Genomic DNA, 16,398 nt, shown 5'->3' on the forward strand with positions numbered 1-16,398 from the left:
GGAGGAGATATGAAAGCGTTAAGAAAAATTGGAATACTTGTGATGGCAGTCGCCATCACGGCAATAGGAATCGGCTGCAAAAACACCGCAGAAGAAGACAAAAAGGCTGACGAGAGCGCGCCTGCCGCCGTTACAAACCTTACGGCAACGGCAAAAGACAGCCGTGTACTCCTTACATGGACGGATGCCACAGACGGCGACGTATACGGCTACGAAGTAAGCTACAGCGGAAGCGCCCCGATAAACCGGGCTGCACTTCCTGCTCTGAACGTTAAAAGTATGATGGCGCCGCAGGGAGCGGGCGGCTGCTATGTCTCGGGTCTTACGAACGGCACGGAGTACACGTTTACCGTAAGGACAATGGACACAAGCGGAAACAAGAGCGGGGGCGTAACGGCAAAGGCAACGCCTGTCGCCGTCAGCGCGAATTCACCGATGACGATCGCATTAAGCGTCCCGGATGCCGCCACAAACACGAGCCTCAATGTAAAGGTAGAGGTAACGACAGCCGCCGAACTGAAGAAGGTCGTGTACAAAAAGGGCGGAAGCGTGAACGCGAAAACCCTCCTTTCGGACACAGGTGCGCATGACGTTACGGGAAGCGTCAAATCAAACGGTTACTTCACCGTCACGGCGGCAAGCGAAGCCGACGGAAACGGAACGTACACGGTTGCGGTTCTTGACGAATCGGGACGAGAGAAGACGGAGCAGATTACCATAGGTAAATTTGACTTTACGCCGCCTTCCAAAGTAAAAAATGTTTCCGAAACATATTCAGACACGCTCCATGTGATAATCCTTAACTGGACAAACCCGAGCGAAAGCGACTTTGACCATGTAGAAATCTCGTACACTACAAACGACGGAACGACAGACTCCGCGAAATCTGCGGCTGAAAGCGTAAACGGCGTGACCAAGACATTCACCGGCATCGACGCAACGAAGGCATACTACACCTACTACATAGCGAGCGTTGACAAACTCGGAAACAAGAGCGCGGAAGTTAAACATAGGGTGGGCGTAAATACTGGCACAAGCAACCCTCCCGAAGGCTTTGTGGAAGTACCCCGCACCTCAATCGCCGGAACGGAAAGCTGGATACCGAGTTCAGCAGTATTTGTGAGCGGCCGCGTTCTGGAGATAAACTCCTTTTACATGAGCGACCACGAAGTGACAAGGGCGGAGTACAAGGCCGTCATGGGAAGCCTACCGGACTATATGGCAAAGGCTTTCGACAAGGACGGACACAAACTTACGGGAGACGCTGCCGGAAAGAATCCTGTAAACAAAGTCAGCTGGTATGACGCACTCGTGTACTGCAATAAACTTTCGATAAAAAAAAGCCTCACCCCATGCTATAAAATCAACGGCAAGACTAATCCTGACGAGTGGGGAGCTGTTCCGAGTTCAAGCGACAGTACATGGGACGCCGCTACATGCGACTTCGATGCGGACGGCTACCGCCTTCCGACGGAAGCGGAATGGGAGTGGGCTGCCCGCGGCGGAGAGCACTACACTTACGCCGGAAGCGATAACATCGATGATGTCGCATGGTATACATCAAACACAAACGATACAGGAACCAGGGACGTAAAGACAAAGAAAAAGAACGGCTACGGACTGTACGATATGAGCGAGAACGTGTGGGAATGGTGCTGGGACCGGTACGGAAACATATCGAACACCACACCAAACACGGGCTCGGCGTCGGGTTCTTACCGCTGTCAGCGTGGGGGTTCTTGGTTTAGCGGCGCCGGCACCGCGCTGGTTACTTACCGGATCAGCAACAACCCGAACTTTCGCGACAACGGCTATGGCTTCCGCCCGGTTCGCAAAGTCAACTAGCGTCGGCCGGTTCTGTAAGGAAATTATTAACACCTTCCGCATTCTGCGGAAGGGCGAAGCCCGACAAGCGGAGTGCGGTATTCCGGCAGGAATACTGCGAACGCAGCGGCCGGGCCGGCAATGTCAAGCCCGCATACGGGTTAGGGATAGAAGCGGAAATTGCCGAAGGCAATTGGAGCGGATAGCCCGACCCGCCTGAGGCGGGGAACCCCCTGAAAAATAACTTTACGGACTCCCTTTCGGCCTGAGAGATGATTCAAACAAAACCGGATTTATTTGATATTTCGATTTTTGGCAAACGAAGTCGCATATTGAATCGAATTGAGCAAGCTCAACTCGTTTTGAATACCTTGTCCCGCATGACCGAAAGCCGTTCCGTGATCGACGGATACGCGGATGATCGGAAGACCGAGCGTTATATTGACGCCTTCTACGGCTCCCCATTTTTTTGCCGCTTTGTCGTATACGAAACCGAGTACTTTCAGCGGTATGTGTCCCTGATCGTGGTACTGAACGACAAGCACGTCGTACCAGCCGCCGCGCGCTTTCGAAAATGCCGTATCGGCGGGAAGAGGCCCGTCGACGTCGATGCCTTCGCTTTTCGCCTGTTCTATTGCCGGAATAATTTCCTTGATTTCTTCGTCGCCGAATAAACCGTTTTCTCCCGCGTGGGGGTTAAGACCGCAGACTCCTACTTTCGGATGTTCTATGCCGAGCTGTTTGCACGCCTGATTTGCAAGACGTATGCATTCGAGCTCCCGCTCTTTTTTCGCACGGTCGCACGCTTCGCGCAGCGATATGTGCGTCGACATGTGTACGACGCGAAGATCGTCTCCGGCGAGCATCATCGCATATTTTTTCGTATGCGTATAATCGGCGTATATTTCCGTATGTCCGCTGTAATGATGCCCCGCAAGATTGATCGCCTCTTTGTTGAATGCGTTCGTCACCGTTGCGTCGATTTCGCCTTTCATCGCCATATCGATAACCTTTATGACGCATTGAAAAGCGGCTTCTCCGCACATTGCGCTCACTTTTCCGTATTCGAATTTCGACATATCGACGAGTTCGAGGTGATATACGTCGATCGTACCGAGTTCGAACTTCGCCTCTTTGACTGATGCGATGCGGTTTATTTTTGTCGACGTATCTTTTAAGATGCGAAGCGAATCTTCGATCATCTTTACATCGCCGACGACGAAGGGCCGGCATATTTTATAGACGTCCGGATTGCGCAGCGCTTTTACCGACAGTTCGGGACCGCAGCCTGCGGGATCTCCCATCGTAATACCGATAATCGGTCTTTCGTTCATGTATGCCTCCATTCATCATGGTTTGTATATTTTAATAGAAAATCGACACATTCGGTAAGTACCGAATCGTCCCCGAAGCCGCCCGATTTCGTGATGATCGGAAGCGAATCCGCTTTGCCTCCGACCAAAATACCGAGCGGCGTACCCGGCACTATCTCGCAAACGGGCTCGATACCGAAAGCACCCAGCGCATTACACAGCCGCAGCGTCGTATCGCCGCCGCATGAAACGATCGCCCGAAGCGGAAACGCTTCGTATATGCGCGCGGCAAGTTTACCCAAAGTGCGTGAGAGAACGTCCGCTTCGCGATAATTTTCATCGCTGTCTTTGAGCACAATCGTAAAATCTTCAAACAAACTCGAAAGCACGACGAGGAGTGTCGTATCTCCCGCAGCGATTCTGTGAGCGGCTTTTTCAAAGCAATCGTTCAATACCTTGCTTTCACCGCCGTATTTTATCGTTTTCGTATCGGCAACGATGCAGCGCGTATGTACATAGTCGCAGAGCTTTTGAAACTGCATACGCGTTTTTTTATTGCGCGAGCCGGAAATGACGAGCGTAACGCCGTCCTTCAACGGATTTTTTTTCTTTTCCGTAAAACGCAGAGCGTCGAACCGTGCAAGCCCCGCCGATCCGCACAGCACATATTTTTCAGGAAAAGCCAAAGCAGTATCGTATATCGATTTCAAATCGTTTTCCGAACATGCGTCGAGCACAAAAACGGAAGCGCCGGATTTCGAAGCTTCGTCAAGCATATATTTTCCGACAGCTGCCGCTCCTTCCCGAACGATTTCAAGCGGCACCGAATGCACGGTACGCTTCATATCTTCCGCAACGGTTTTTACCGCATCGATTTTATCGTCGCCGGCATACAATATACCGCTTTTGACGATGCGCCCGTTTTCGGGATAAGCCGGACACACGAATGCAAAATCGCTTTCGAAGGAATCCATAACCGCGTCGAGTTCCGCGCCCGGATTCCCCCGCATCACCGAATCGATTTTTTTATAGGGAGCGGCGGCTCCGTTTTTATTAAAAAATCGGCACGCTTCGTAAACGGCGTCATAGGCTTTTGCGCTCGGCATGGCGCGGCTGTCCGTATTTACCGAGATGACATCGTACCCTGCAAAACGCGATATACTTTCGGAATCGGGCATACCCACGCTTACAATTGAAGATGCTCCGCAGTTTTTATATTGAACGGCAGTATCGTTCGCGCCGGTTAAATCATCCGCAAGTATAATCATAAACAAATTTTACTTTGCAATATCCGTGCCAATCGATTTAAAACACGCGGCAAAGATTTCGAATGAAAAAAGATGAATTATGTACTGAAAACGCTGCGGTTTACCGCGGTTACTGCGGACGGCTGCAAAATAAACGCATAGTATATTTTATTTTTTTTAATGAAATTAAAATTCGATGTTGCAATACGCACCGTAGGTTGCAGAACGCAATTAAAGTCGCCTATTGCAACATTAAGTGCAAAGAAAATTTCCTCTCAATAATTCGAATTCCGTAAAACCGATTGCCGAACATTTCGGAGCGACAGACTATTTTTTTAATTATCAATGTGTTATTATAGTATCGTACTTCGCTATGAAGTTTTAATAATTTTTATACAGCAAGGGGGCGTATATGAAAATCGGATTCGGAAGCGATCATTCGGGAGTCGCATTAAAACATACTTTAATGGAGCACGTACGCAATAAAGGATACGAATGCGTCGATTACGGTGCCTCGGATTCGAAGGTTCCGGCAAACTATGCCGAATTCGGCTTAAAGGTTGCCGAAGCGATTAAATCGCGCGAAGTTGAAAAAGGCGTTATGGTGTGCGGATCGGGCGTCGGCATTTCTCTTGCCGCAAACAAGGTTCCGGGAGTAAGAGCTGCGGCGTGCAGCGAACCGTGTACGGCAAAGCTCGCCGTCGAACACAGCGACATAAACGCTGTCGCCATGGGCGTATGCATCGTCGGACCCGAAGAAGCGAAAATGATTGTAGACGCCTTTCTCGATGCCCGCTTTGAAGGCGGCGTCTACACGGAACGGGTCAACACCCTTTCCGCCATAGAAAGAAAATACGGTAAATAAACGCGGCCGCCGAATCGGCGGCTTTTGCGGACTTTATCGCAATGCGGCTTTTTCTATTTCCGCAGCCAAAATTTTTGCCGATGACGAATTAAAATGAACGCCGTCTACGCTTGCGTTCAAGCCTCGTGTTTTTGCGAACCCGTCTTTACAAAACGGCAACAGCGTCATTATGACGGCATCTATAAGCCTGAACGCAAAACCGTGTTTCCACGTATAGGTACACTTGTCGGGTGGAAGCGTTTCTTTTTGCAGTTCGTATATATCGATAAAAGAATAATTATATTTTTGCGCCAATCGTTTGATAACGGCGTTTCTTCGTATCGTCTTTTCGCGCGGAAAATTTTCTAAGTTAATAAACGGCATTCCGAAAACGATTACGCGTTTGTTTTTTTCGGAGCATAAGTGCAAAAGTCTGTCGTATTCGCGTTCAAAGATATCGTCGTTTTCTATGCACCGTTTTATTTTGCAGCGCAGATTCATTGTCAAAAACCAAAACAAAGAAAGGGATTTTAAATACGGCAGCAGAATATCGTTTGTACCGATCCCGAGGATGAATGTACCGCCCCCGTGTCGGGACTTATCGATTATTTTTTTGAGCCGGCCGTAAGCGCCTCTAAGCGTGTCGCCGTTTTTTCCTTTGTTTACGGCATGATTTTTTTTGTTTAAAAAATGAATATACGAATAGCCGACATTACCGAATGTTAAGCTGTCGCCGATACAGATGAGTTTCATTCCACGCTGATTATGGTTCGTTTGCCGTCTTCAATAATAACGGCTTGCGAATTATTGATAGCGCATATTTCAAGCGTCGGAAAGGCTTGCATAATTTGCTCCGTAGCTTTTTTGAACGGCGCGGTTAGATAATGCGGCAGGATATAAAAATCGATAAGCTTTAATCCGGCATAGTCGCTTTGCGAATAATCTTTCGGAATCGGATCCATTTTCTCAATATAAGAAATTGTCGGCGCACATACGATAGCCCCTGCCGATTCTCCGATAAATAATTTCCCTTTTTCCAGCTGCCGTTTTAAAAGTTTATCCGTTCCGGTTTTTCGTAAGCAGTCGATGAGGAAAAACGAATTACCGCCGGTAAAATAAATAACATCGGCATCATCAAACAGCGTTTTTATTTTCGAAAATTCTTCGCTCGAAATATCGATTTCCGTCAGCAAGGCGCCCGCTTTTTTGAATAATTTACGTGCCGAACCGACATATCCCGTATAGCCTTCGTGTATTGATGCCGTCGGAATGAACAGAACCTTTTTCCCCGCAATTTGCTTTTCAACAGCGGAGCCGACGCTTGAAAAATGTGAACATAAAAATAAACGCATGCTTTGCAATCTCCTTTGGTTACATATAGTATCACTTTTATGTTTATATTTACAGCCCGGCAAGGTATTGATACAACTGCGAGTGCAGGGCTCTCATTTCGTCGGGCGCTTTCATCGAGTGCCGGTACATAAATAAATTTCCGAAGCGGCTTTTAAAAACTTGAGTAAAAATGCCTTGCAGCACGGGAGCCGGCAGCAGCCTCAAAAGGTGCATTTTCGGCGGTGAAAGTTTTACTCCCGAACGGTACAATTTTTGAAAATTGTTTTTTATGTGCCGCGCCGTATCGTTCATAATGTCCGCTTCTTTCCAAACTTCTTCCGGATTTTCGGCTTTATAATACGCATCGGCAATCGGAACAACCAGCGCCAAGTGACACAACTGCCAGCCGTGCATGTCTTTTACGATTCGGTACGGTACGCCCGCCGTCTTAAAAAGAGCCGCGAGTTTTTTCAGCCGCTCCGATGTGTTCCCGCCGATTTCGGCGAATGTCGTAGCCTGAATAAAAGGCGGCGTAAAATCCGCTTTCAGCACGCCGTCTTCATAGTTGCCGCCCGCCCCCGGAAACGCGGGGATAATACGCCCTTCGCCGCACAGGTTCTCCCAGTCGGCGTAAGGTTCAAGCGTATTGACCATTGTAACGATATTCGGGCTGCCGTTTGACCGGAGTTCTTCGAGCGCCGTATGCACTTGATTTTCTTTTACCGTCAAAAAGATAAAATCATAGACGTTATCGTTTTGTAATGTATCGATAACTTTAACCTTTGCTTTATACTGTTTGCCGTTTTTTTCATACAGCAAGCCGCGGGTTTTCAGCGTTTCAAGTCTTTTCCCTCTTGCGTACACTGTCGTGTCATAGCCTGCTTCGGCGAACGCCGCGGCATACACACCGCCGATTACGCCCGCACCGTAGATTAAAATTTTCATTTGTCGATTGCGGTCTCCTCTGAATTGAAAATTATTCCACAAATAGATTTCAGTATAAAAAACTAAAATATCGGTGTAAATTCAACTGCTTTTTCTTTTTTGTATTTTATGTAATTCGGCGATATAATTCAAACCGAAAGTCTCAATCTCGTCTAACACTTTTTGAAACTGAGTTCCCAATTTACTTAAAGAGTATTCAACATGAGGCGGGACTTCGGCAAAGACTTTTCGGTCGATCAGTTTATCTTTTTCAAGCTGACGAAGCTGCCTTGTTAAAACAGTTCGAGTTGTTGAAGGCATTAATCTTTGAAGTTCATTAAACCTTTTTGTACCCGTACTCAGATGATATAAAATTATAATCGCCCATTTTCCTTGCAATACTCTTTGCGTAGTAGCGAAGGGACACTTATCATAAATCGACATCATAAAAAACTCCTTTACGGTAGTATATTAGATACTGTGTATTATAAATGTTCGTACTTGTAAAATCAAGATAAGGGAGTATAATAATATCCATAGAAGAGAGGAATCTTTCTAAATATTTACCGGAGGAATTTTATGAAAAATGAAGCGATGAAGGTATTTGATGCTTATCGGGATGCATTGGAAAGAGGTGATTTTGCAGGAGTTTTTGCAACACTGTCCGATACTATCGTATGGCACATGGGAGGCGAAAGTTCGCTTTCAGGTACGGTTGTAGGGAAACAGGCACTGGGAGAGCGTTTAGGGGAATTTGCAAAAAGGAGCGGCGGCACATTTAAAGTTATTACCAATTGGGCTGCAAGTAACGATTGTTTTGTTGCTGCAAGTGTTGTTTCCGTAGCAGAGAGAGGTTCTGACAAGCTGAATGATCCGGGCATTGATCTATTCAAAATAGAAAACGGCAAGATACAAGAAGTATGGACTTTTGCCGAACAACAATCGGCAGAAGATACATTTTGGGACAAAGTATAGAATTTTTCCGTGTTATGGGTAATTCATCATAGTAAATAAAAGACGTATAACATTCATTTAACCTGACATTGCGCTATTGTGCATCTTTTGTATATCAAACAGAAAAACTAAGTACGGAAAAAGTTTTAGAATTACTAGGAACTGCAACTGCTGAATTGGTAGGAAATCTGTCAGGTCTTTTTTCCAGAAGATTAAATATTCAGCATAGATTTGTCTATCAAATTTATGTTGAAAGAATGGTAGAAGATAATATTGAATATGAGGGTACAGTAAAAATTATTAGAATGTGGTCTCACTATAATAATTTGAAATAGCACCTAACACCGGCTTCAACGCCGTCGATAAGGAGTATAGAAAATGACAATAACGATAACAGCAACGCTTATGCTGATGGTGTTTTATTTTCTTTTGCTGTATGGAGGAGTGGCCTTTGTTCAGGACAAAAAGTTTTTTTCTTCGGCTCCAAAAGAAGTCTATGACGCCGTTCCCGACAGAAAAGAAAGATTCCGCGGTGCCCATATAATCGGCGGATTATAATTGCATGTGCTCTTCTTATTTTTTTGAGTGCATTTATCCTTGGAGCATGGAACGGAATTCATAATGATTTTAATTTCATTCAGTTCTTTATAAGATTTTTAATTATGCATTACATTGTATATATTCCGATTTGCGCCGCACTCGCATGGATATGTACTTTGTTTTAGAAACTCTTTGTTGCCGGTCTTAACTTAATACATAAAGACATGGTATACTATCGGTATGAAAAAAGCATTTTCCATATTTTTTATTATACTCATGATTGCCGCAGCGGGTTCTGCGCAATCTCTTATTGAAGCGGCAAAAGCCCGGGATTACAGGCTTTTTGAAAAAGCGTTAAAAAACGGAGCGAACCTGAATGAAACCGATGAGCACGGAATGAATGTCCAAGTATCGCTCGCCTATTTTCCTCCCGAAGAATTTAAAAAAGCCTGCACGCTTTTGCATAAAAAAGGCTTTGATTTTGATAAGCCCGCAGCAAATAATATATCCCTGCTCTATCTTCTTGCCTACTCATGTTCCCATGAAAAAATACAAACCTTACTCAAATATAAGGTGGATGTAAACCGCAAAAATGATGTTACGGGACTCAAGCCGATCGATGCAACTCAATTCAGTACCTTTAAGTTTTATTCGGATCAGATAATTCCCCCAAAAGCCTTCGCAAACGCCGAAAAAACCAGGCAGCTGCTTTTAAAGCACGGTTCCCAAGAGTTTAAATATGCGGACTTAAGCTTCGGCAATGTCGGTAATTTCTTTTTTTGTATAGTAAATATGATTGTTGTTTACTATCCTTTTGTGCAGCCCGACATGCTAAACTCGCAAGAGCTGTTTGATTTTTCCGAAGTGAACGGACAGCCTCAGGCAGCGGTGAAAAAAGAAAGCTTGATTGAATTATTTGCAAGCATGAATTTAAATGTTGAAATCAATTCGTACACCGATAAAAACGAAATCTTACGGCAGCTGATCGATACGGAACTTTCGGAAGATACCTATATGCTTATGGCTCAAACCGGCAACAGCCCCCTTGCTCCCTACCAATGGGTAGACATCAACGGAGGCAACTACGGTACAAATCCGGATTTTGACCAACCGTTAAAGGTCTCCAATCCCGACGACTTATATCAATTTGTCGAATTCAAGGTGCAGGATATCAGCCAATTACTTACATTCAAAATAAAACAAGCCGAACGGCAAGCTCCCGATTAAGGCGGATAAATCATGTATTTAAAAAAGCATTTTTCTGCGGCGGCATTTTTTGTGTATCTGTGTATCCTCATTTTTCCGCAGTCAAAAAAAGATGAGTTTTATCTAAAAAGCGTACCTCCAGAATATATCGGAACATATATTCCCGTACAATATGATAATATTCTGAAAAAGACCCGAAGCCATTATGCAGCGTTGTTTTCCAATGACGGAGATTATCATGACGTTTTATATGTACAAAAATATATATGGTTGGGTTTTCGGCGGTTATTTAACAGATAAATTAGAACCTTTTTCAATCGATAATTGGTCTGATGATGATTTAAAAAGGTACCTATGCAGATTCCCTTGGATAACCGACAGGGCTTATAGGAAGTTTGAATCATCCGGTGCATATGTGATGGGGTTACTTGAATCAGGTGCAGGGGGATCGGGGAAATATTCCGTTTCAATAAAGAATAAAACCATAACAGTCAGGGCTTCTTACGGTGATGAAGATTTCCAAAGTGAAATAAAACAGGACGTTTTTCAGATTATAGATATAAAAGAAAATGCGCTGATTTTAAGATTAAATGATGTTGAGGGAGAACTTGTTCCTTCATTTACAAATCGCTATTTTTTGAGTTGTTATGAAAAAATATAAACAATATTGGGAGAAATAAAATACGCCTTTTCTATCGGCATATCGGATAAAGCGTGCATGGCAAAAAACGCGCCAATACTGTTTGCTATAATCATCACGGATTTGCAGTCTTTAAAAACGGAATCAAAATACGGCGAAAATTCTTTTTTTGCTTCCGGCTGCTCTTATTATGTTTTCCAGTTTTCCAATTTCAATAGCGGAATGTTCCTGAAATGCTTTGTATTATTTGTTACTAAAGTCAAATCATTGTAAATTGCCGTCGCTGCAATAAACAGATTCATGTCTTCTATTCTTATTGCTTTGGAATACATGTTCGCTTTTATATCGGCAAATAGCTCCATAATACCGATATTCAACTCTTCGACAGGATAAATTTCGCGAATACGATTTACTTTTAGCATATTTTTCTGCTCATTCCCGGACCGTTTTGCCCCAAAGACAAGTTCTGCATACGTAATCAGCGAAATTGAAATAGGGATATTTTTGTTTTCTTCGAATTTTGCCAATACCGTCTTGTCGCCTCTCAGTGCGAATATTATGATGTCGGTATCAATCAAATATGCCATCTACAGCCTCGAATCTTGTTGAATTGACACGGGAAGTTCTTATATCGTCAATAATTTCTTTCGTATTTCTCGCATCTTCCCACGAGCCCGAAAGTTTCAAAAATTCTTCTGTGGCATTTTTCGGTTTTACGGGAACGGAAGTAAAATAATTTTGCAAAATGGTAATAACTTGCTGACTGATTGAACGGTTATCACGTTTTGCGGCGAACTTCAACCTGTCGTATAAGCGGTCATCCATATCGCGGACTTGTAATATTGCCATGTTTTGCCTCCGTGTATACTATACGGTAAGCTGTATGAAAAATCAAGCAAAGTTCATTTTTTTATCAAAGAAAGTGCCGATTCGGAAAGCGATGAAAAAAAACGATACGGGAGCCGCTGGTCGAGCGGTATGACATTATTTTCACCCGGAAAAGGCCTCCGGCTAAAACCCCGGCACAATTTTTTGATAAATTTCAAAAGGTGTGTTATAATACGGGAACATGATGATTTTAGTTAAGGGCGGCACATTTCAAATGGGTTCTCCGACCGGTATGGCCGACGAACGGCCGGTACATACCGTTACCGTCGACGATTTTTACATGGACGAACATTTGGTTACCCAAGCCGAATGGAAAAAAATCATGGGTGTAAATCCCGCATATTTTTCAAGCAGTCCGAAAAAAGGCGAATCGCAAATCAAACGCCCCGTCGAACACATAAGCCAGTACGACGCATTCGTCTACTGCAACAAACGCAGCATCGCCGAAAAACTGAACCCGTGCTATATCATCAAAGGCGAATCCGATCCGAAAAAATGGGGCGCCGTTCCCGACGAACAAAACAACGTCTGGGACAACGCCCAATGCCGCTGGGAAGCGAACGGCTACCGGCTCCCGACCGAATCCGAATGGGAATACGCGGCTCGCGGCGGCGTTCACGACGGCCAAAAAAAAGCGGCGAAAGACGCCGACGAAAACCGATCGTGGAACAAAAACAACAGCGACTGCATGACACATGCCGTGTGTTTAAAATCGCCTTCCGTGCTCGGCTTTTACGATCTTTTCGGAAACGTATGGGAATGGTGCTGGGATTGGTACGACTGCTATACGGCCGGCGAATTCGTAAACCCGCGCGGCGCCGAACGCACAGCCGACAACACCGACCGCATGGGACGCGGCGGCGCATGGAATGCCGAAGCATCCGACTGCTCGCCGTATTTCAGAAACTGCGGCAGCCCCGCTTCCCGCTACAACTTTATCGGTATGCGCGTCGTCCGCTCGAAAAAATAACAATTTTCTCCGTGCCTACGCCGCAGACTTTTTTACAGAGTTCACCGAGCGCAAAAACCCGTGACGGTTTTTAATAATTAATAAATTTTCGGACGGAACTTTTTTGCCAACCGCCCCTCCGCCGCTTGCTCACGCGCGGCGTCCTCGCTCCGCTCCGGTCGCTGCCTGCGGCACGGCTCCGAGGCGGCGTAGGTTTTATTTTTCCGTATTCAGCCGATTTAAAAGTAACGGAACATCTTTTTCAAGGATATACCAATCTCCATGCATTGCGTCCATTATGACCTTAAATTTATTATATCCTGTCACCACAATAGAATATTTTACAGGAAAAAGAATTTTCGGGTCTTCCAGCATCTGCAATTTGCCTTCAACAACATATCCTATTATAACTTCCTCTCCTGTAATAGTATAACAGTTATGCCCCCATGGGTCGACAAGATCATCTCGCTTTTCACATGACTTTGCAGAAAAATTATCTTTCAGTACTACATATTTTCTAGGTCGATCGCTTACCATTGAAACAAATTGCTCGTCCTCGAATTTATCGGCAACATCTTTTGAAAATATTGTATCACTTTGTGTCCAGCCATGAGACTTTGCTTCTCGATATCTTTGCACGAATTCTATTGCCTTATTACGATCAAAGGAAATCTGTTTTCTCTTTCCATGATTTACATACAATACGGAGAAAACACAAAATACTATAAATAATGATATACCGCTTACAACAAACCTCTTTATCACATTTACAATTTCTTTCTGCTTCTCTGTCATCCTTATTTATTTCCTTTTTTATATCTAAAGTAATCTACTTTATAGGTCGTATTATTTCTATACCAGTTTCTAATAGACGAAAGTGTCCAATATCGTACTCCGCTTTGATTTGTTGTTGAAAGAGTCGATTCCCATACATAACCATTCCCCGCATAAATCTGTACATGATTATTTACCTCTCCAGTTGCAATCTCTACTCCTTGCCATCTTATAACATCCCCTATTTGTAAATTCTTAAACGATTTTATCCCATCCAGACTTTCAAATTGATCGTATTTTTCAAAATTCGCTACATCATACTTCGGCTCTATGTTGTACATATACGTCACAAAACCGATACAGTTAAAGCCTTTCGAATCACTTGTAAGAATACTCTTTATCGGTTAAATAGTTCTGTATATAGTACATGGTTTGATAATCATTTTTCTAGATGGAATTCTTTGCTAAATGGTTCGATCTGAAGGCAAGATCACTGGTAGCAGAATTCAAAGTTCCGCTTAATCCCCACACCGAATCATATTTTAATTGCAACGAACCATTCACAGATGTAACAACATCGGGATTCTTAGACCATAAGTCGGTATTTAAGTGAGAATATCTTGCGAAGCCATACAGAGGAAAATTTCCCCGTGAACCTTCTTTTTATTATTCTGCTCGGTCAGCCTTTTTTTTCGCCTTTGCCTTTGCTGCGCGCTCCGCACTGCCTGACGACACCGCTTTTTTTACGCTCGACGCAATTTTCTTCGCAGCTTCGGCCGCTTCTTTTTCCGCTTTCGGGGCTGATTTTTTTACGTTTGCCGCAATCTTTTTCACAGCGGAAGCCGCCGTCTTTCCCGCACTCGCCGACGATTTTTTTACTTCCGCGGTGATTTTACGCACGGTTTCGGGAGCGGTTTTTTTGACTTCTTCCGCGATTTTTTTTGCAGCCTTCGGAGCCGATGCTTTTATGTCATCCGCAATTTTTTTCGTTGCTGCCGCAGCCGGCGATTTTTTCAAACCCGTTGCGATCTTTTTGGCAGCCGCCGTCATCGCCTTTTCCGCAGCATCGATCGATTTACGTACGGGACCGACGGTTTTGTGCTGTGCCGCATCGCAAATCATCGCCGCGCAGGTATCCAATCCGATCGCGCTGCTTTTGAGACATAAGTCATAATTTTTTACTTCGCCCCAAACGCGGTCGGTATTGTATTTGTAATAAAGCTTCCGCTTTTTGTCGCGGTCGAGCAGATAACGCTCCACATTCGGCGTATCGACTTTATAAATATTCGTCGAGCGCTCAATACGGAAATCCATATCCGCATAGATAAAGACGTGAAAGCAATCCGTTCTGTCGCGCAGTACATAATCGGCGCATCGCCCGACGATGACGCACGGCCCCTCTTCCGCAATCTCCCGGATAATATTGTACTGCATCACATACAGTTTATCGAATACCGACTGCCCCGTAGAAAATCCGCCGAAACCCGCCGGCGCGCTGTACACGAGGTTTTGTCCCGCGGACGCGTATTCACCCCGCTCTTCGATAAACTCCTTTGCAAGCCCGCTCTTTTCCGCAATCTTTTCTATGATTTCCTTATCGTAAAATTTCCAACCGAGTTTATCCGCAACGTCTTTTGCGATGATGCGTCCGCCCGAACCGAACTGCCTGCTGACGGTGATGATTTTTATATCCATATAAAACGCCCCTTTATCGTACACACGGATGCGATCCGTAAGATCAGTATAACATATTCCAACGGATTTGTGAACGGAAAAAATAATGGGGAAAACTCTCAGACTCGTCTGCAATCGAGCAGTTAAAAAAACTTCCATATGTATATTTTAAGGGGGAAAGCCTTCCCCTCGCGCGCACTCCGTTGCGCGCTGCCCCTTCCGGCGGGGACACCCCGCAACGCCCCGTCTGCATTGCGGATACTCTCTGCCCTCAAAAAAATCTCCGAAAAACTCCTAAATCAAAACTTTTCCTCGATTTATATAACGGGGGTATTTCATGCCGAAACACAATCGCCGATACAAAGATTCCGTTTTCGTTGATTTATTCGGTGAAGATAAAAATGCAAAAAGCAATTTTCTCTCGCTCTACAACGCGCTCCATGGGACAAATTTCGACACATCTACGGAACTCGAGCAGCTAAGCCTCGAACAGGTCATGTATATGGCTTTTCGAAACGACGTCGCCTATCTCATAGACGGTAAAATCATCGCCCTGACAGAGCACCAATCCACAATCAACGCGAATATGCCGCTCCGCTTTTTGCAGTATGCCGCACGCCTCTACGAATGCATTCAAAATCCCCGCGACCGCTATCTCAAGCACCTGAAAAAAATCCCTACGCCCGAGTTTTACGTGTTCTATAACGGTGAAGAGGATTATCCTGAAAAATCGACGTTACGGCTTTCCGACGCCTTTATGACGCTGCCTGAAAAACCTGCACTCGAACTCGTTGTCAGCGTGACGAATATCAATTATAATAAGGGAAGTAAGATATTGCATACGTGTAAACTGCTGAAAGAGTATACGCTGTTCGTTGAAGCCATACGCAGGCATACGAAACTTGACAGTGAAAACGGCTTTAAGAACGTGATCAAAGAATGCATACAAAACGACATCCTGCGGGAGTATTTACAAAGAAAAAGTCGGGAGGTGATGAATATGTTAATTGCCGAATATGATTACGATATAGACATCGCCGTGCAGCGGAAAGAAGAGCGGGAAATCGCCCTGCAGGAAGGCATTGCGCAAGGCGAAGTCAAAGGTTTTTCCGAAGGCGCATACCAAAAAGCAGTTGAGACGGCGAAGCTCATGCGCGCGCATAATTACCCGATTGCGGAAATCTGCACGATGACCGGTCTCTCCGAAGCGGAAGTCAAACAGCTGTAATGCTACTCTCCGTTCCGCCGTATCTCGCGTCCTGCGTGCATCCGCTGCGTTGACACATACG

General features: G+C 44.9%; 19 protein-coding genes. 8 read left to right on the top strand and 11 right to left on the bottom strand.

Annotated features, from left to right (window positions below):
* The first annotated feature begins 9 nt into the window (after nt 1-9).
* Nucleotides 10-1,845 carry an SUMF1/EgtB/PvdO family nonheme iron enzyme gene (locus tag H9I35_RS06795; protein ID WP_187418677.1) on the top strand — a complete coding sequence of 612 codons (1,836 nt, stop codon included), beginning with the start codon at nt 10-12 and terminating at the stop codon, nt 1,843-1,845.
* 272 nt (nt 1,846-2,117) lie between these two features.
* Here the strand turns inward: H9I35_RS06795 and pdxA are convergent, their stop codons facing one another.
* On the bottom strand, nt 2,118-3,158 hold the full coding sequence (gene pdxA / locus H9I35_RS06800) for a 4-hydroxythreonine-4-phosphate dehydrogenase PdxA (RefSeq protein WP_187418678.1): 1,041 nt from the start codon (nt 3,156-3,158) through the stop codon (nt 2,118-2,120).
* Nucleotides 3,155-4,405, bottom strand: coding sequence for a four-carbon acid sugar kinase family protein (locus tag H9I35_RS06805; protein ID WP_187418679.1), 1,251 nt, complete (start codon nt 4,403-4,405; stop codon nt 3,155-3,157). The genes pdxA and H9I35_RS06805 overlap by 4 nt, the downstream gene beginning before the upstream one ends.
* 391 nt (nt 4,406-4,796) lie before the next feature.
* Here H9I35_RS06805 and H9I35_RS06810 point away from each other — a divergent pair, with 391 nt between their 5' ends.
* Entirely contained in the window at nt 4,797-5,249 is a 453-nt protein-coding gene (locus tag H9I35_RS06810; RefSeq protein ID WP_187418680.1) for an RpiB/LacA/LacB family sugar-phosphate isomerase, read from the top strand.
* 33 nt (nt 5,250-5,282) lie between these two features.
* On the opposite strand, the gene H9I35_RS06815 is transcribed toward H9I35_RS06810, so the two are convergent.
* From H9I35_RS06815 to H9I35_RS06830, 4 genes are all read right to left on the bottom strand, one after another.
* The gene (locus H9I35_RS06815; protein ID WP_187418681.1) at nt 5,283-5,981 is read right to left on the bottom strand and encodes an SGNH/GDSL hydrolase family protein; all 699 of its coding nucleotides are present in this window, start codon (nt 5,979-5,981) and stop codon (nt 5,283-5,285) included.
* Complete coding sequence (locus H9I35_RS06820) at nt 5,978-6,580, bottom strand: Type 1 glutamine amidotransferase-like domain-containing protein (RefSeq protein ID WP_187418682.1); 603 nt, start codon at nt 6,578-6,580, stop codon at nt 5,978-5,980. The genes H9I35_RS06815 and H9I35_RS06820 overlap by 4 nt, the downstream gene beginning before the upstream one ends.
* A 49-nt stretch (nt 6,581-6,629) precedes the next feature.
* Nucleotides 6,630-7,505, bottom strand: coding sequence for a ketopantoate reductase family protein (locus tag H9I35_RS06825; protein WP_187418683.1), 876 nt, complete (start codon nt 7,503-7,505; stop codon nt 6,630-6,632).
* A gap of 81 nt (nt 7,506-7,586) precedes the next feature.
* A complete protein-coding gene (locus H9I35_RS06830) occupies nt 7,587-7,931 on the bottom strand; it encodes a winged helix-turn-helix transcriptional regulator (RefSeq protein ID WP_187418684.1) in 345 nt (114 codons plus the stop codon).
* A 132-nt stretch (nt 7,932-8,063) separates the two neighbouring features.
* On the opposite strand from H9I35_RS06830, the gene H9I35_RS06835 reads away from it, so the two are divergent.
* From H9I35_RS06835 to H9I35_RS06855, 4 genes are all read left to right on the top strand, one after another.
* Complete coding sequence (locus H9I35_RS06835; protein WP_187418685.1) at nt 8,064-8,459, top strand: nuclear transport factor 2 family protein; 396 nt, start codon at nt 8,064-8,066, stop codon at nt 8,457-8,459.
* A 357-nt stretch (nt 8,460-8,816) separates the two neighbouring features.
* Nucleotides 8,817-8,996 carry a hypothetical protein gene (locus H9I35_RS12455; RefSeq protein WP_252722622.1) on the top strand — a complete coding sequence of 60 codons (180 nt, stop codon included), beginning with the start codon at nt 8,817-8,819 and terminating at the stop codon, nt 8,994-8,996.
* 222 nt (nt 8,997-9,218) lie between these two features.
* The gene (locus H9I35_RS06850) at nt 9,219-10,205 is read left to right on the top strand and encodes an ankyrin repeat domain-containing protein (RefSeq protein WP_187418686.1); all 987 of its coding nucleotides are present in this window, start codon (nt 9,219-9,221) and stop codon (nt 10,203-10,205) included.
* A 217-nt stretch (nt 10,206-10,422) separates the two neighbouring features.
* Nucleotides 10,423-10,845 (top strand): hypothetical protein, encoded by a 423-nt coding sequence (locus H9I35_RS06855; protein WP_187418687.1) that lies wholly within the window; start codon nt 10,423-10,425, stop codon nt 10,843-10,845.
* A 167-nt stretch (nt 10,846-11,012) separates the two neighbouring features.
* Here the strand turns inward: H9I35_RS06855 and H9I35_RS06860 are convergent, their stop codons facing one another.
* Entirely contained in the window at nt 11,013-11,411 is a 399-nt protein-coding gene (locus tag H9I35_RS06860) for a PIN domain-containing protein (protein WP_187418688.1), read from the bottom strand.
* Nucleotides 11,395-11,673 (bottom strand): FitA-like ribbon-helix-helix domain-containing protein, encoded by a 279-nt coding sequence (locus H9I35_RS06865; RefSeq protein ID WP_187418689.1) that lies wholly within the window; start codon nt 11,671-11,673, stop codon nt 11,395-11,397. The genes H9I35_RS06860 and H9I35_RS06865 overlap by 17 nt, the downstream gene beginning before the upstream one ends.
* Before the next feature lie 220 nt (nt 11,674-11,893).
* On the opposite strand from H9I35_RS06865, the gene H9I35_RS06870 reads away from it, so the two are divergent.
* Nucleotides 11,894-12,682 carry a formylglycine-generating enzyme family protein gene (locus H9I35_RS06870; protein WP_187418690.1) on the top strand — a complete coding sequence of 263 codons (789 nt, stop codon included), beginning with the start codon at nt 11,894-11,896 and terminating at the stop codon, nt 12,680-12,682.
* Between the two features lie 195 nt (nt 12,683-12,877).
* On the opposite strand, the gene H9I35_RS06875 is transcribed toward H9I35_RS06870, so the two are convergent.
* From H9I35_RS06875 to H9I35_RS06885, 3 genes are all read right to left on the bottom strand, one after another.
* A complete protein-coding gene (locus H9I35_RS06875) occupies nt 12,878-13,456 on the bottom strand; it encodes a hypothetical protein (protein ID WP_187418691.1) in 579 nt (192 codons plus the stop codon).
* A 2-nt stretch (nt 13,457-13,458) separates the two neighbouring features.
* Complete coding sequence (locus H9I35_RS06880; protein ID WP_371809475.1) at nt 13,459-13,836, bottom strand: NlpC/P60 family protein; 378 nt, start codon at nt 13,834-13,836, stop codon at nt 13,459-13,461.
* Nucleotides 13,837-14,101: 265 nt separating this feature from the next.
* Entirely contained in the window at nt 14,102-15,130 is a 1,029-nt protein-coding gene (locus H9I35_RS06885) for a cytidylate kinase-like family protein (protein ID WP_187418693.1), read from the bottom strand.
* A gap of 316 nt (nt 15,131-15,446) precedes the next feature.
* Between H9I35_RS06885 and H9I35_RS06890 the strand changes: the two genes are divergently transcribed.
* Nucleotides 15,447-16,337 (top strand): Rpn family recombination-promoting nuclease/putative transposase, encoded by an 891-nt coding sequence (locus H9I35_RS06890; protein ID WP_187418694.1) that lies wholly within the window; start codon nt 15,447-15,449, stop codon nt 16,335-16,337.
* The last annotated feature ends 61 nt before the right edge of the window (nt 16,338-16,398 follow it).

The sequence above is a fragment of the Treponema sp. Marseille-Q4132 genome (genome assembly GCF_014334835.1).
Taxonomy (GTDB): domain Bacteria; phylum Spirochaetota; class Spirochaetia; order Treponematales; family Treponemataceae; genus Treponema_D; species Treponema_D paredis.

Bases quoted from the DNA above. Each gene is read 5' to 3' on its own strand.
- H9I35_RS06805 (WP_187418679.1), bottom strand. From the start codon at position 4,405: ATGATTATACTTGCGGATGATTTAACCGGCGCGAACGATACTGCCGTT.
- H9I35_RS06890 (WP_187418694.1), top strand. From the start codon at position 15,447: ATGCCGAAACACAATCGCCGATACAAAGATTCCGTTTTCGTTGATTTA.
- H9I35_RS06875 (WP_187418691.1), bottom strand. From the start codon at position 13,456: ATGACAGAGAAGCAGAAAGAAATTGTAAATGTGATAAAGAGGTTTGTT.
- pdxA (WP_187418678.1), bottom strand. From the start codon at position 3,158: ATGAACGAAAGACCGATTATCGGTATTACGATGGGAGATCCCGCAGGC.
- H9I35_RS06810 (WP_187418680.1), top strand. From the start codon at position 4,797: ATGAAAATCGGATTCGGAAGCGATCATTCGGGAGTCGCATTAAAACAT.
- H9I35_RS06885 (WP_187418693.1), bottom strand. From the start codon at position 15,130: ATGGATATAAAAATCATCACCGTCAGCAGGCAGTTCGGTTCGGGCGGA.
- H9I35_RS12455 (WP_252722622.1), top strand. From the start codon at position 8,817: ATGACAATAACGATAACAGCAACGCTTATGCTGATGGTGTTTTATTTT.
- H9I35_RS06865 (WP_187418689.1), bottom strand. From the start codon at position 11,673: ATGGCAATATTACAAGTCCGCGATATGGATGACCGCTTATACGACAGG.
- H9I35_RS06855 (WP_187418687.1), top strand. From the start codon at position 10,423: ATGACGTTTTATATGTACAAAAATATATATGGTTGGGTTTTCGGCGGT.
- H9I35_RS06835 (WP_187418685.1), top strand. From the start codon at position 8,064: ATGAAAAATGAAGCGATGAAGGTATTTGATGCTTATCGGGATGCATTG.
- H9I35_RS06825 (WP_187418683.1), bottom strand. From the start codon at position 7,505: ATGAAAATTTTAATCTACGGTGCGGGCGTAATCGGCGGTGTGTATGCC.
- H9I35_RS06870 (WP_187418690.1), top strand. From the start codon at position 11,894: ATGATGATTTTAGTTAAGGGCGGCACATTTCAAATGGGTTCTCCGACC.
- H9I35_RS06860 (WP_187418688.1), bottom strand. From the start codon at position 11,411: ATGGCATATTTGATTGATACCGACATCATAATATTCGCACTGAGAGGC.
- H9I35_RS06850 (WP_187418686.1), top strand. From the start codon at position 9,219: ATGAAAAAAGCATTTTCCATATTTTTTATTATACTCATGATTGCCGCA.
- H9I35_RS06830 (WP_187418684.1), bottom strand. From the start codon at position 7,931: ATGATGTCGATTTATGATAAGTGTCCCTTCGCTACTACGCAAAGAGTA.
- H9I35_RS06795 (WP_187418677.1), top strand. From the start codon at position 10: ATGAAAGCGTTAAGAAAAATTGGAATACTTGTGATGGCAGTCGCCATC.
- H9I35_RS06815 (WP_187418681.1), bottom strand. From the start codon at position 5,981: ATGAAACTCATCTGTATCGGCGACAGCTTAACATTCGGTAATGTCGGC.
- H9I35_RS06820 (WP_187418682.1), bottom strand. From the start codon at position 6,580: ATGCGTTTATTTTTATGTTCACATTTTTCAAGCGTCGGCTCCGCTGTT.